Here is a 14,418-nt window from a genome sequence, read left to right as displayed (position 1 = left end):
TGTATGTCCGTACAATGCCATTTTTCTCACTTATCAGTGACATTTAACGATATTCCGCTGTTTGACAACATCAGCGGCACATTAACCCGTCAGGTTCAGGGGCTGACAGGTCATAACGGGCGCGGTAAATCCGTGCTGATGTCGCTGCTCGCGCAGCAGCGGCAACCGGCCTCCGGTATGATCAGCTGGCAGGTGCCGTTTTATTATGTGCCGCAGCTGACCCGCCTTTCCGGTATCACACTGGCGGATGCTCTCGGAACCGCAGAAATTCTGGCCGCACTGCGCCGCACAGAGGACGGCACCGCCACCGCAGAGGATTATGATTTTCTGGCGGATAAATGGGATATGCCACGACAACAGCAATCCCTGCTGGAAAGTGCGCAGCTGGCGCATCTCCCGGCGGACACCCTCTGCACAAGTCTGAGCGGCGGTGAGCAAACCCGGCTGGCACTCTGCCGTGCCTTTTTACAGCCGTGTGCCTTCCTGTTACTGGACGAACCCGGAAACCATCTGGATGCCGCCGGACGCCGCTGGCTCGGTGAGCAACTGCGGAATCATCCGGCCGGCGCACTGGTGATCAGCCACGAGCGCCGCTTGCTCGACACCATGCAGCGGATTTTTGAACTCACTCCGTCTGCTCTGGAAGAGTACGGCGGCAATTACACCCATTATGCCGAGCAGAAAGCCTTTCAGCTCAGCGCATTACAGAGTGAGGAGAAGCAGTTACAGTCACAGCTGAACAGAGAAAAAACGGAGTTACAGCGCACACTGGAAAAGAAAGCACAGCGCCGCCGTCAGGGCGAGAAAGTCCGTTCATCCGGCTCCTCCTCTGCCCTGCTGCTGGATATGAAAAAGAACAAAGCGGAGAAGCAGCAATCAAAAATAACCGGCCGTCATGACCGTGTTATGACTCAGCTTGACAGCCAGCGCCGGGAAGTAAATGAGAAAATACAGCATATCACCCCGCAGATGCTGGCCTTTAATTATACCGGAGAGCAAAAACGGGTGCGGATCAATACCCGTGATCTGATTTTGCCGTCCGGCACACAAGAGCCTCTGTCACTGACCATTTCCGGTGGTGAACACTGGCATATTGCCGGGCGCAACGGCTGCGGAAAATCCACATTACTGAAAGTACTGGCGGGCCTGCTCACGGCAAAATCCGGGGAGTACTCCCTGCACGGCCGTCTGCGATATCTGGATCAGCACCTGGCGCTGCTGAATAAAGCCCTGCCGGTCACAGAAGCACTGTGCGAGTTTGATCCGGCCATTCCGGCACAAACCTGGCGCACCCATCTGGGTGCATTGCGGATCCGGGGTGATAAGGGGTTAATTCCGCTGTCACAGTTAAGCGGCGGTGAACAACTGAAAGTCACATTGCTGGCATTAACATTATCCGAACCTTTGCCGGATATTTTATTGCTGGATGAGCCGGATAACCACCTGGATCTCGATTCCCGGTTATTACTGGAAAATGTACTGCGCAGTTATAAAGGGGCATTATTACTGGTCAGTCATGATGAGGCATTTACTGAAAATTGTGCCATTACCCATACACTGGCATTATCCTGAAAAAGAATACGGCGGTAATCCCGCCGTATTACTACAGTTTACAGATATTCACGATAACATAACGTGCCGCGTTAATATTATGCTTTGCCGCATCGGCGGCAGCGGCATTATTAAACAGCGCGATAAAACGTTCCGCTTCCGTTCTGCTGATATCGGTATTAATAGCCACATGGCTGCGGAATAATACCGAGCCGGTTAACCCCAGACCTTCATAACACAATATATTTATCCATATCCTTCTGAATTCCCTGCAATGATAACTATTTACTATCATAGTGTGTATTACCGGCCGGGGTTATCAGTATTTCCTTAAACTGACAGCCAGTGCTGTTATTTTAACGCCCGCCCTTCTTTGGCCCCCAACGGGGTATGAAGCTGTGACGGTACAAATACACCGGCGCTGTCATTACGTCCCTGCAATAATACTTTGGCGTCTTTCTGACCATGCTCTTTCACTGCCTTTTTTGATAACTGCCCGATAATGGTATCCGGTGAACGCAGGCGGTTAATAATCAGCACCACCTCCGTATCCGGGAAGTCAGACATCATATTCTGGTCGCCTTCACTGTCACCGGCGACTAATAACGGCCCTTTACCGGCATATTTATCCTGAATAAACTTGCGGATAGTCTCTGTTTTCCCTTTACCCTGAGTCTGCGGATAAACCGGATCCAGATCGGATGTCAGTTTATTATCTTTGGTGCGCAGTAAATGCATGGCAAATACCTGTGACTCCGGTACAGAATACGGTGGTTGTGTGACAATCGATTTAATCACTTCCAGGTTCGATGCGGAAATCACATAGACATCAATACCGGATTTTTGCAGCACCTGATACAGATCCTGCATTTCCGGCACCAGCCGGAAGCCATTATGCCAGTCAATTTCAACAATACCCGCCTGTCCCGGTAACGCTTCAGGGCTTTCCCATACCACACCTTCAACCGGCTCTGATTTCTGCCATTCAATGGTTTTGGCGGTAATATCCGCAACCTGCTCCTGTGTCATATTCATAAATAAATAGGTGACCCACGGATAGGAAACGGCATGATCAAATGTGCCGCCGATTGCTGCATATAAATAGCGCATTTTGGTGATGAAATTCTGATAATGTGGTGACTTTTTGATTTCAGACAGCGGCTTATCACCCTTCAGGCCATCATAGTTGTCATACAGCCACTGGTAGCTTTCCAGAATATCAGCTCCGACCTTCTCAATATTGACCGGTTTACCGTTTTTATTGTTGAACTCAGCAGAAAAATTCCCGGCCGGAATATCTTTGAAAATAACGGATTTCAGTTCCTGCGGTGTCATGGCAAATAACAGGTGCTCAAGCTGATAAATCATCACCGCTTCTTCAATATCCAGAAATGCTGTCGTGTTATCAAAGTCAAACACCGCATAATAGCTATGTGCCGGTGATTGTTTTGCTTTGGCGATCATGGCATCCAGGCGCTGTTTATTAAAACTGTCCCACTGCCCCTGCTGTAATACCGCTATTTCTGTCACAGCCTGCGGTGCTGCGGCAGCATTCAGGGAAACAGTCTCAGCCTGTGCCGTCATATTCAGTGATAACATACCAACAGCCAGTGCAATTGCACTGTAACGATTAATAAATTTCATTGATAATCCCCTTTGAAATAAAAAAACTAATAAAAGGGATACCACAGGCTATTTTTTTGCTGTATCAAAAATCAGCAACGGCTGACATTAAGCGAAACTGATCACATTCTTTTACCGGGGCTGTTCCGCCTGTTACGTGATATTATCAGGCCAGTCACAAACCGGTTATTTACAGCGGATAAATTCATGAGTAATCACTTTGATGGTAAATACGAAGCGGAAATAAAATATCGCCTGGCTGATCATAGCGCTTTTTTGTCGCAATTAAGCACAATGCATGCAGAGCCTTTTGTGGTAAATAACGAAGAAACAGACTGGTTTTTCGATACGCAGCAAACGCATCTGGCAGACGGTAATGTCAGTATGTCAGTCAGAACAATGACGCCCTCGGGTATTAAGCTGTGGATAGTGAAAGGCCCCGCCGCCAGCGAATGCAAAGCTATCAATATTGATGACCATGAGCATGTCAGAAATATGCTGCTGACGCTGGGTTACCGCTGCACAATGACCTTAACAAAAACCCGCAGTGTCTGGTTTCTCGGTGATATTCATATCACACTGGATCATATTAACGGCGCAGGATGGTTTGCCGAGTTTGCCATTATGACGCACGATGAAACCAAATTAGCAGAATACAGGGAACGGCTGCGGGAGAAAGCCGCAGAATTTGGTCTGACAGACGATATGATTGAAAAACAGAGTTATAAACAACTGGTTAGTTCAATGCAGAAAAACAACTGTAACGCAGAATAAATAAAAAACGGTGCTGAATCATAGTGATAATATTCAGCACCGCAAGTACCGGTTTATTTCAGTGTATACATGGTCAGCACAGTATAAGTGACATCTTTTTCATCATTTATCTGTACCAGATTGGCATTACTGACCACCCCCACCACAACCTCGGTATCTTCTGATTCATATTTGCGCTTGAACTGCCCGATTTTTCCTTTGGCGACTTTTGCCAGGAACGGTGTTTTGCGATCATATTCTTCATTTATCCCGGCCGGTTTGCCGTAGATTTTCTCCATTTCCGCATTCACTTTATCGTACTCATTCAGTAATGCGGCCTGATCATGGCTCCAGACACCGAAGCGGGATATTGCATTTAATTTTTGCCCTTCCGGTGAAAAGACCATCATAAAGAATTGCTTTTCAACCTCCGGTGATGCCAGTGAGCTGCATAATTGCCCGCCATCACGGGTTTTTGTGCAGTCAAAATCGTCCAGATTCAGGGCTTTTAATTCTGCGGGCGTCTGCCCCCATGTAAAGCCCCAGGGTGCTTCCGGTGTTTTACTTCCTATACCTGCGCAGCCGGATAATAATGCGGCCATAATCCCTGACAGAATAAATTTTCTCATTGCCCCGCCCGTATACATTGAGTTACTTATTACTGATCATACCAAAGACCGGCAAGTGACCAGAAGCCTTACTGTCGCTTTATTCATCAAAATCAGATTTGATGAAGATGTTACTGCGTAATTATACGCTTTATTCAGCAGATATCCGGTATATATACCCGGAGCCGCACGATTTAATCAGCCAGGCGGATATCAAGCACCCGCAGCAGATTCAGGGCTTCGTATGCGGAAAATGTGGCTTTGGCAGTTTTATTTTCACGGATATCGATATAAAAAGAGTGGGAACCGCAAAGATCCGCCCCTTCCAGATTAGTGTGCATAAACAGTGTGTCGGTTAAATCGCAGTCATGCATAACGGATTTATTCAGCTCCGCCTGTCTGAAATCGGCATTATGGATCCGGCAGGACTCAAAGTGCGATTCATGCAATCTGAGGTCAAAAAAGTTATTACTGTCCAAAATGCACTCTTTGAACACCAGCTGAGAATAAAAATCAAACTTCGGCCAGTATGCTTTTGTCCAGTCAATACCAATCATTTTCGTTCCGGTAAATTCAGTGCCGGAAAACCGGGTTTCCGGAACGGCCAGCAGACTCATATTGCACTGCTCAAACACACAGTCAGTGAAACGGCACTGCTGCGCAACCGCCGAGCTGAAATCACAGCGGATAAAGGTGCAGTCCTCAAATACCACACCACGGATTGTTCTGTCACTGAAATCCGTTTTTTCATACCGGCCGCCGGTATACTCATGATTATTCTCAATAACTGTCATTATCCCTCTCCGCCGGTGTGTTGTTTTATTCTCAGTTGCTCCCTGTAAATCTCCTGATTTTCACGGATAGTATTTACGGTGCTGTTTTTATAAGGGTCATCGTTATTCTTTTCATATTTTTCCGGTTGTGTACCCTCTGAAACACATCCGGACAGAATCAGTACAATAAACAGGCCCGGTATTTTTTTAGTCACTCTGTTATTCCTTTTAATAATATGGCTACGTGAATAAACGGATATTACGCACCAATACGTAATCTGTATTGGTACAATTTAACCATTTTACACAACATTCAGATTATTCTACCTTTTAAAAAAGGGAAATGCTGTAAACCTTCACACCAGCATAAATCATATGATTTTCGCAGATGAGGTAAGTATGTCTGTCAGCAATAAGACTGTTTATTCTGTATGCTCCAGATTAACCCTGATGGTTATGAAGCTGACCGGCCTTGAGCGGGTTATTACTGTCGGCCAGTATTTTGAGCGGGCAACAGATAAATCACTCCTTCAGCGACTGATTGAAGAAAACAGAGATCTCAGCACACCGTTCTCAGCACTGGATAAGACAAACAAGGATTGCAAAATTGAGCTGATTGAATATCTGAATACGGCAATCCGTGAATACGCTGCATCCGAAATAAAGGAAAACTACGCTGCACTGAAAAACGGTAATCTGCTGGTTGTAAAAACATTCAATACGGTTATGCAAAATCACGCTTAAATTTTATCCGTTCTCATGGCTGTCACAGGGATCTGTTGTCAGCCATAACATATATTCCGGTGACCTTACTGATGCATTGAATGATTAAAAGAAGGTAATAACGAATAATATCGCAGGTTTTTATTACTTCCATCCCGGATGGTTGCATTATTGTTATAATTGTTTCTATTCAGATACAAACAAGCGTTTAATTTTTCCTCCTCATAACGAATTATCATTTTTAATAAACAATACTCCGGTATGAACGGAAAAGAACAAAAAGAGAATATCATTATCAACACAATGAAATAAAAGATATTTTTGAGTTAATCATGACTCATAAAAGTAAAGAAAAACAAAACATTAAGATATTAAAACTAAAGATATTGATGCTTTTGCCGTTATCTTTTCAATCCCCCGGCGGATATCTGATTTTTACAATTACACATCTTTTTGTGACGAGCGGAAACACAGGGTCATACACTCTGTAAATCTTTTAGTTTTACTTATTGTTATATAATTATCTGCACAAAGGCATACTATTGTCGTAAATGTTGACATATTCCATTATTATAATTACAAAAAGAATATCATCATATTGCCCTCTCTTCAGTGAAACCCGCAAAATGCGTATAACTACAACACAGAAGTGTTATTTGTCACATCACCAGAAATTGGTTTTGTTTTCTTCTTTAAAATCAAATGAATGCATAAAAAATCAAGCCAATTTATTCCTTTTTTATATGCGTTGTAATATCTGCATATTTCCAGTTTTTAATTTTACTTTTTATTCTTTTGTACATTTTTATTGCGGATTTTATTTATTGACAACCATTATAAGGCTTGCATATTATGCACAATATACTGTTTTTGCCTTGCAGATATTTCCTATAATAGTATTTAAAATATACATTAAGTTTAATGACGTCCTGATGGTATCTTTATGCAGCCCGATAATTGCCACGCACTTAGTTGTCAACACCAGGTCTTTAAAAAGGAGCTTCATGCAGTTATAGGCCAGGAAATTAGAATATTACGAAAATCAAAAGGTATCACCGGCCATGAATTAGGTTCAATAATACAGCTATCGCAGCAGCAGATATCCCGTTACGAGAATGGTGACAGTGCTATTCCGCTGGATACACTGATATTAATACTGCGTATTTTTAATATATCGCCGGAAAAATTTATACACAGAGTGTTATTTATCTTAAACAGAGATCCTGATTCAAAAAAACTATTATCCCATATGTCGAATCATCTTAATTCTTATACTGACGGCAGTTATCTGGGAACATTTGAACAATATAAACACAATTAACATAATTACTATATTTAAGATTACACACAGCTTTTAATTTAAGGGCATAGCATATGAATGAGAGAGAAATCAGCCTCTTTATCGGTCAGCAAATTTCACGGAAAAGAAAATCGCTGGGATTATCAGGTATGGCGCTTGCCGAATTACTGGGTTTAAGTCAGCAGCAAATATCCCGCTATGAACAGGGCATTACCAATATAAGAGCCAGTACATTACTGCAAATCGCTTTTTTGTTTAATGTTGATGTAAAAAGTTTTTTTACTGATTGTATCGAAAAAAACAGCAAACTGAGTTCACTTAACTATAAAGAGAAAAAGAGTCAGGAAACAGACTATGACACGATCACTATTGATATGAAGAGCAGAGGAAGGGGTAAAATCCGCAGTAAAAAATAACCATACCAGAGAGTACCAGCAGCCCGCCCCCGTCATCCCGGATCATTCCGTTCCGGGCTGTCATCCTTTTTAATCCATACGTATCCGAATCCCCCGTCCTTCTGCTATCATTGCGTCCTTATTTCAGATTTCCGTTGCCGTGCGGCCGGCCTGACACAGGCACCAGCCAAACCCGTTAAGAACAGTAAGACATGAATACACCGAAAGAACAGTACAACATCAATAAATTGCAAAAGCGCCTGCGCAGCCATACCGGCAAAGCAATCGCAGATTTTAATATGATTGAGGACGGCGACCGCATCATGGTTTGCCTGTCCGGCGGCAAAGACAGTTACACCCTGCTTTCCATTCTGCAGAGCCTGCAGCAGAGCGCCCCCATCCGTTTTTCCCTGGTGGCGGTGAATCTCGATCAGAAGCAACCGGGTTTCCCTGAGCATATTTTGCCGGAATATCTGGAAAAACTGGGCGTTGAATATAAAATCGTCGAAGAAAATACCTACGGGATTGTGAAAGAAAAAATCCCGGAAGGGAAAACCACCTGTTCCCTCTGCTCCCGTCTGCGCCGGGGCATTTTGTACCGCACCGCGACTGAGCTGGGTGCAACCAAAATCGCCCTTGGCCACCACCGCGACGATATTCTGCAGACCCTGTTCCTGAATATGTTTTACGGCGGCAAACTCAAAGGCATGCCGCCGAAGCTGATGAGTGACGACGGTAAACACGTGGTGATCCGCCCGCTGGCCTATTGCCGTGAGAAAGATATTGAGCGTTTCGCCGAAGCCAAAGGGTTCCCGATCATTCCGTGTAACCTGTGCGGCTCTCAGCCGAACCTGCAGCGTCAGGTTATCAAAGATCTGCTGCGCGACTGGGATAAACGCTATCCGGGCCGGATTGAAACCATGTTCCGTGCCACACAGAATGTCGTACCATCACATTTATGTGACACTGAATTATTCGATTTCAAATCTATCCATCACGGCAGTGAAGTCGTCGACGGTGGTGATCTCGCATTTGACCGCGAAACTCTGCCTGTTCAGCCGGTATGGGAAGATGAGGATGATGACGGCGATAGCCCGGATTTCACAGAATTACGTCTGGATGTGACGGAAGTGAAATAATCACGCTGTTATAGTGCCGTGCCACGGAGGGTACGGCCTGAATATTGGCGGGTTTGTTTCAGGCAAAAAAAAACCGATGTATAAAATACACCGGCATGATAATGGTCAATATTCTGTATAAGAACTCAATATGAGAAAAACTACAATTATGGAGCACAACGTTCATCGCTCAACGTTGTATTCACCTGCGGGAGTAATAGTGCCCTAACCGGGCGTGGTATTTCTTGATATAGCTCAAGTCCGGTACGTAAAATCATATAAAAATACACGTTTTTACAACCAGTTACTCTTACGTAACCACCAGGCAACAAATCCGATAACACCCGCCAGTCCCACACAGAACAAACTGAAAGCAAACGGGAAATCGCCCCCCGGGATCCCGCCGAGGTTGACCCCGAACAATCCGGTCAGAAAGGTTGTCGGCAGAAAAACCATCGCCAGCAGTGACATGGTGTAAGTACGCCGGTTCATCGCATCCGCCATCATATTGGTGATTTCATCCGAGATAACCGATGTCCGCGCGATACAGGAGTCAATATCGTCAATAATCCGCCCCAGGCGGTCACTGACATCCGTCAGCTGATGTCTGTCCTGCTCTGAGAGCCAGGTGTAACGCTCGGAGGCCAGCCGGGAAAACACATCGCGCTGCGGTGCCATGTAGCGGCGCAGGACAATCAGCTGCTTGCGCAGCAGTGCCAGCTCCCCGCGGGCCGGAATATGCTGATCGAGTATCGCATCTTCCATATCAATCAGGGTATCGTGTAAGTCCTCAATAAAATCTGCCACTTCGTCGGTGATGCAGAACGCCGCTTCCGCCAGCCATTCTCCGGTATTTTTTGCACCTTCACCGTTTTGTAAATCATCCTGAATGGTCTGAATGGAATGCACTTTACGGTGGCGGGTGGAGATAATATAACTGCCGCAGATCCAGATACGGAATGCCACCAGTTGGTCAGGCCGGTCGCCGTCATTATTGTTGATGGTTTGCAGGGTAATTAATGCACCCTCACCAATACGGAGTGTCCTGGGGCGGATAACATTGTTTGTCAGCCCGTCACGCGCCTGCGGCGGCAACAGTTCCGTTTCACGCAGCCAGCGCTGGTTATCCGCGGATAAATAGTCCAGGTGCAGCCACACCGGTTCTTTTATCCCGGCAACGGCGTTGACATCCACCGGCGTACAACCGCCCTCTCCGTCAAACTGCACCCGGCAGATGGGATCTGTTCCCTGAAAAGCGGATCCGTACAAAGCGCTCATGCGTCTCTCCCCATTGTCCGTGAAAACAGCTGCTGAGTGTGTTCAGCCGGTTCCTGCAGCCGTCCGCAGCAGGGAACCGGAGGCAGGCTTAGTGTTTAATAATATAGAGATTATGGCTGTATGCCACATCTTCCGGATTATTGACCGGATATCCCTTCAGCCACGGTTTAATCAGGCGGCCGTTGGTGTACTGGTAGATTGGTGCTATCGGCATGTCTTCCGCCAGCAGTTTTTCGGCGTCGTTATAGTCGGTATTACGGGCGTTATCATCCGTTTCCAGCGCAGCAGTTTTCAGCAGAGCATCATATTTTTCATTATGATACTGCGCGATATTGCCGCTGTGTGTGCTGGTCAGCAGAGACAGGAAGGTTGACGGCTCGTTGTAATCGCCGACCCAGGAGGCACGGATCACATCAAAATTGCCGGTATTGCGGCTGTCGATATAGGTTTTCCATTCCTGATTGACCAGCTTCACTTCCGCGCCCAGTTTTTTCTTCCACATCGAACCGACGGCAATGGCAATTTTCTGATGGTTTTCCGAGCTGTTATACAGCAGAGATAATTTCAGCGGATTGTGCGGCCCGTAACCGGCGGCGGCCAGCAGCGTTTTTGCCTGGCTGTCGAGCTCATCCTGAGTAAATTTCTGGTACAGGCCCGGCTCCGGTGTAAACCCGGCAGTGACATCCGGCGTGAAATGCCAGGCCGGTTTTTCGCCCGTGCCCAGCACTTTCTCTGCGATCACCTTACGGTCAATGGTCATGGAAAGTGCCTGCCGCACACGCGGGTCGTTTGTCGGTGCCCGCTGCGTGTTAAAGGCGTAATAATAGGTGCCAAGCTGATCCGGGATATAAATCTGATCCGGAATCGCCTGTTTCAGTTTCTGATACTGATTTTTCGGAAAAGATTCCGTAATGTCGAGATCATTGGACAGATAGCGTTTGGTGGCCTGAGATTCATGGTTAATCGGCACAAAGGTAACCGATGTCAGTACCGTGTGCTTGTGATCCCAGTAATACGGGTTCGGTGTCAGAACAATTTTTTCATTCACCACCCGGTCATGCAGGACAAATGCCCCGTTGCCGACCAGGTGCCCGGTGCGGATCCAGTTGTCGCCGTATTTCTCAACAACCGCACGATTCACAGGGAAAAGGCTGAAATTGGCCGCCAGATTCGGGAAGTACGGCACAGGACGGTCTAACGTGACCCGCAGAGTCCGGTTGTCAACAGCTTCAACGCCGAGGGTTTCCGGCAGCATTTTGCCGTCGATAATCGCCTGCGCATTTTTAATGCCGGCCAGCGGTGCAAACCAGGCGAAGGTAGAGAGATTTTTCGGGTTAACCAGCCGCTGCCAGCTGTAGACAAAGTCCTGTGCGGTCACCGGTGAGCCGTCTGACCAGCGGGCATCGTCACGCAGGCGGAATGTCCATACCTGATTGTTGCGGGTCTCCCAGGAGAGAGCGACACCGGGCACCGGTTTGCCGTCCGCACCCTGACTGGTCAGCCCTTCAAATAAATCACGCAGGATCTGAGCTTCGGTCAGACCGACCGCTTTAATCGGGTCCAGAGACGCGGGTTCATCCTTCAGATGACGATAAACAGATTGTTCTTTTGCCAGCTGTGTTCCTGCGGGGATCTCCGCCGCCGTTGCACAAAACAGTGAAGAAAAAGTGAAAAACGTCCCGGCAAGAAGTGCGGAACGGGAAAATTTTGCTGGCCTGAACATAACGGGCGCCTTGTATTAAAAATGGTAAACCGATAGATTATCTGATGATTACCGAAACACAACAACCGGATATTACATTTTTATTAACGATATCCGGTGAGAAAACACCTGCCAGGTATTATTTATACCAACAATTATGAGCCCGTTCAGAGGATGATAAAAATGACACAAACTGTAAAACTTCAGGGTAATGATGTTCTGGTTTACGGCGCACTGCTGCGTGCCGGTGAAAAAGCCGTACCATTCAAATTAGTCGCTAATGATTTGTCAGATGTCCAGCTCACCAAATTCGCCGGGAAGCGTAAGATTCTGAATATTTTCCCGAGTGTGGACACCGGTGTCTGCGCCACCTCAGTGCGTAAATTCAATGAAACTGCCGCAAAACTGTCCAATACCGTGGTGTTATGTATTTCCGCTGATCTGCCGTTCGCGCAGTCCCGTTTCTGCGGCGCGGAAGGTATTGAGAATGTGGTGATGCTCTCCACCCTGCGTGATCCGGAATTCCGTGAAAATTACGGTGTCGGTATCGGCAGCGGCCCGCTGGCCGGTCTGTGCGCCCGTGCGGTGATCGTACTGGATGAGAACGATACTGTGATTTACAGCCAGCTGGTCGGTGAAATCACCGAAGAGCCGGATTATGACAGCGCGCTGAATGCACTGAAATAAGTTACCCGTATCTGTAAAAAAACCCCGCGGCCGGTGACGGTCGCGGGATTTTTTTTACCGGGGAAAAAATTATTCTTCCTCTCCCTCATCATCTTTTGCCGCGCTGCGCCGCTGACTCAGCCCGTATTCGCGCAGTTTATTGGCGATCGCGGTATGTGAGACATTCAGGCGTTTCGCCAGCTTACGGGTGCTCGGATAGTGGCGGTACAGCCGTGTCAGCACAGAGCACTCAAACCGTTTGGTGATATCATCCAGCGAGCCGCTGAGGATATCCTCACTGAAGCCGATTTCCGCTTCCAGTTCCGGCAGAACGATGTCCTGCGGACGCAGCAGCGAGCCTTCCAGCGAAGAGAGCGCCTGATAAATCACATTACGCAGCTGACGGACGTTGCCCGGCCAGTGATAAGCACAAAGGAACTGCCCCAGCTCCGGCGCCAGGCGCGGTTCTTCACAACCCTGCTCTTCGGAAAAGCGTTTCACGAAATCGCGGGTCAGCGGCAGGATATCTTCCTGATGCTCGCGCAGCGGCGGAATGGTCAGCGTCAGCACATTGAGGCGGTAATAGAGATCCTCACGGAATTTGCCCTCTTTCACCAGCTCCAGCAGATTTTTCTGGGTCGCACAGATAACCCGCACATCCACTTTCACCTCATGCTCTTCCCCGACACGGCGGAATGTACCGTCATTCAGGAAGCGCAGCAGCTTGATCTGCATCTGCGGGGACATTTCCGCGATTTCATCCAGCAGAACGGTGCCGCCGTTAGCCTGCTCAAAGAAGCCTTTTTTCGGCTCAGTACTGTTGGCGTAAGCACCGGCAGCGTAACCGAACAGTTCGGTTTCCACCACATCATCCGGCATCGAGGCACAGTTCAGCCCGAGGAACGGCTGATTGCCGCGCACACTGTAGAGATGACAGGCTTTGGCAAACACATCTTTCCCGGTCCCGGTTTCACCGACCAGCAGCAGCGGGGAATCCATTTTTGCCATACGCTGTGCCTGTTCGACCACATGGCGCATTTTGGCGCTTTTCGCCACTAAATCATCAAAACTGCCGGAATGCATCACCTGCATGCGGCGTTTCTGCCCGTTGCTGCTCTCACTGACGGTGCGCAGCAGCACAACCGCGCCGATAGTGGCGGAGGCGTCATCTTTCTCATCAAAATTAATCGGCGTCACACTCAGGGTGTAAGAGCGGCCTTTGAGATTGATGGTTTCCTTGTATGGCGCAGGTTCTTCATCCTCAATCCAGCGGGTGAAGTTGAACTGGCTGAAATAGTAAGTGATATTGCGCTGACGGATGCGCTCTTCGGTGGTGGCAAACAGGGAGAGTGCCGCGCTGTTGGCCAGTTCAATATTCCCGCGCAGGTCGAGAGATAAAATCGGGTCTTCCAGGGATTCGAGTAATGCCCACATGGCGCGCTGTTCGCGCTCAGACGGCATAAAGTGAACAGTTCTGACATCCACCACGCCCTGAATCCGGCGGATCTCAGCCATCAGAGACTGGAACACAGAAAAATCGATCTGCATAAAATTGAGGTATATCCGGCCGTTACGGGCAATTTCGATGCCTTTGAGGTCGATATTTTGTAATACCAGCAGATCCAATAACTCCCGCGTCAGTCCGATTCGGTCCTGGCAAATTACTTCCAATCGCATCGTTACGATCCTATTTACACTTAAGTTATTATTTTCCCGTTAATTGAAACTGATTTTACGGTATAAAATGAAAACTGTCACGATTTGTTGACACAATAAATGCGTTCCTGCGGTGTTTATCCACAGTTCCGTGTGAAAAGGCTATGAAAGTACAGATATGTCAGTCGGTTAACGAAGTTTTATTCAGCGCGGACGGCAAACCGCGCCGGAGAGGTGAGACAGCGACCCGCAGGGAGCATAACGGGATCGCT

At 47.5% G+C, this 14,418-nt stretch carries 14 protein-coding genes; 7 read left to right on the top strand and 7 right to left on the bottom strand.

The window, feature by feature from the left end:
• The first annotated feature begins 3 nt into the window (after window positions 1-3).
• Complete coding sequence (locus JL661_RS08155; protein WP_062771536.1) at window positions 4-1,572, top strand: ATP-binding cassette domain-containing protein; 1,569 nt, start codon at window positions 4-6, stop codon at window positions 1,570-1,572.
• A 31-nt stretch (window positions 1,573-1,603) separates the two neighbouring features.
• On the opposite strand, the gene JL661_RS08150 is transcribed toward JL661_RS08155, so the two are convergent.
• Complete coding sequence (locus tag JL661_RS08150; RefSeq protein WP_004235523.1) at window positions 1,604-1,792, bottom strand: hypothetical protein; 189 nt, start codon at window positions 1,790-1,792, stop codon at window positions 1,604-1,606.
• Window positions 1,793-1,902: 110 nt separating this feature from the next.
• Window positions 1,903-3,195, bottom strand: coding sequence for an HAD family hydrolase (locus JL661_RS08145; protein ID WP_049242346.1), 1,293 nt, complete (start codon window positions 3,193-3,195; stop codon window positions 1,903-1,905).
• Between the two features lie 186 nt (window positions 3,196-3,381).
• Between JL661_RS08145 and JL661_RS08140 the strand changes: the two genes are divergently transcribed.
• Entirely contained in the window at window positions 3,382-3,948 is a 567-nt protein-coding gene (locus tag JL661_RS08140) for a class IV adenylate cyclase (protein WP_004235520.1), read from the top strand.
• A gap of 53 nt (window positions 3,949-4,001) precedes the next feature.
• Here JL661_RS08140 and JL661_RS08135 read toward each other — a convergent pair whose 3' ends face one another.
• Together JL661_RS08135 and JL661_RS08130 are read right to left on the bottom strand one after the other, a co-directional pair.
• Window positions 4,002-4,556 carry a hypothetical protein gene (locus JL661_RS08135; RefSeq protein WP_105212819.1) on the bottom strand — a complete coding sequence of 185 codons (555 nt, stop codon included), beginning with the start codon at window positions 4,554-4,556 and terminating at the stop codon, window positions 4,002-4,004.
• A gap of 173 nt (window positions 4,557-4,729) precedes the next feature.
• Window positions 4,730-5,329, bottom strand: coding sequence for a pentapeptide repeat-containing protein (locus JL661_RS08130; protein ID WP_049246739.1), 600 nt, complete (start codon window positions 5,327-5,329; stop codon window positions 4,730-4,732).
• A 429-nt stretch (window positions 5,330-5,758) separates the two neighbouring features.
• Here JL661_RS08130 and JL661_RS08125 point away from each other — a divergent pair, with 429 nt between their 5' ends.
• The 4 genes from JL661_RS08125 to ttcA all read left to right on the top strand — a co-directional run bounded on the left by JL661_RS08125 (window position 5,759) and on the right by ttcA (window position 8,865).
• Window positions 5,759-6,052 carry a hypothetical protein gene (locus JL661_RS08125; protein WP_225310078.1) on the top strand — a complete coding sequence of 98 codons (294 nt, stop codon included), beginning with the start codon at window positions 5,759-5,761 and terminating at the stop codon, window positions 6,050-6,052.
• Between the two features lie 922 nt (window positions 6,053-6,974).
• Window positions 6,975-7,352, top strand: a complete 378-nt coding sequence (locus tag JL661_RS08120) for a helix-turn-helix domain-containing protein (RefSeq protein ID WP_004235515.1) — start codon at window positions 6,975-6,977, stop codon at window positions 7,350-7,352.
• A gap of 53 nt (window positions 7,353-7,405) precedes the next feature.
• Window positions 7,406-7,747 carry a helix-turn-helix domain-containing protein gene (locus JL661_RS08115; protein ID WP_004235514.1) on the top strand — a complete coding sequence of 114 codons (342 nt, stop codon included), beginning with the start codon at window positions 7,406-7,408 and terminating at the stop codon, window positions 7,745-7,747.
• Between the two features lie 191 nt (window positions 7,748-7,938).
• A complete protein-coding gene (gene ttcA, locus JL661_RS08110) occupies window positions 7,939-8,865 on the top strand; it encodes a tRNA 2-thiocytidine(32) synthetase TtcA (RefSeq protein ID WP_032098105.1) in 927 nt (308 codons plus the stop codon).
• Window positions 8,866-9,138: 273 nt separating this feature from the next.
• On the opposite strand, the gene zntB is transcribed toward ttcA, so the two are convergent.
• Both zntB and JL661_RS08100 read right to left on the bottom strand, forming a co-directional pair.
• Window positions 9,139-10,122 (bottom strand): zinc transporter ZntB, encoded by a 984-nt coding sequence (gene zntB, locus JL661_RS08105; RefSeq protein ID WP_004235512.1) that lies wholly within the window; start codon window positions 10,120-10,122, stop codon window positions 9,139-9,141.
• Window positions 10,123-10,210: 88 nt separating this feature from the next.
• A complete protein-coding gene (locus tag JL661_RS08100; protein ID WP_046024527.1) occupies window positions 10,211-11,845 on the bottom strand; it encodes a peptide ABC transporter substrate-binding protein in 1,635 nt (544 codons plus the stop codon).
• Window positions 11,846-12,007: 162 nt separating this feature from the next.
• Between JL661_RS08100 and tpx the strand changes: the two genes are divergently transcribed.
• On the top strand, window positions 12,008-12,511 hold the full coding sequence (gene tpx / locus JL661_RS08095) for a thiol peroxidase (RefSeq protein WP_015422749.1): 504 nt from the start codon (window positions 12,008-12,010) through the stop codon (window positions 12,509-12,511).
• 69 nt (window positions 12,512-12,580) lie between these two features.
• Here the strand turns inward: tpx and tyrR are convergent, their stop codons facing one another.
• On the bottom strand, window positions 12,581-14,167 hold the full coding sequence (gene tyrR / locus JL661_RS08090) for a transcriptional regulator TyrR (protein WP_015422750.1): 1,587 nt from the start codon (window positions 14,165-14,167) through the stop codon (window positions 12,581-12,583).
• Window positions 14,168-14,418 lie beyond the last annotated feature (251 nt).

The sequence above is a fragment of the Morganella morganii genome, assembly GCF_019243775.1.
Lineage (GTDB): Bacteria > Pseudomonadota > Gammaproteobacteria > Enterobacterales > Enterobacteriaceae > Morganella > Morganella morganii.
Note: the sequence above shows the minus strand (reverse complement) of the source record. Positions and strands in the feature narration are given on the sequence as shown.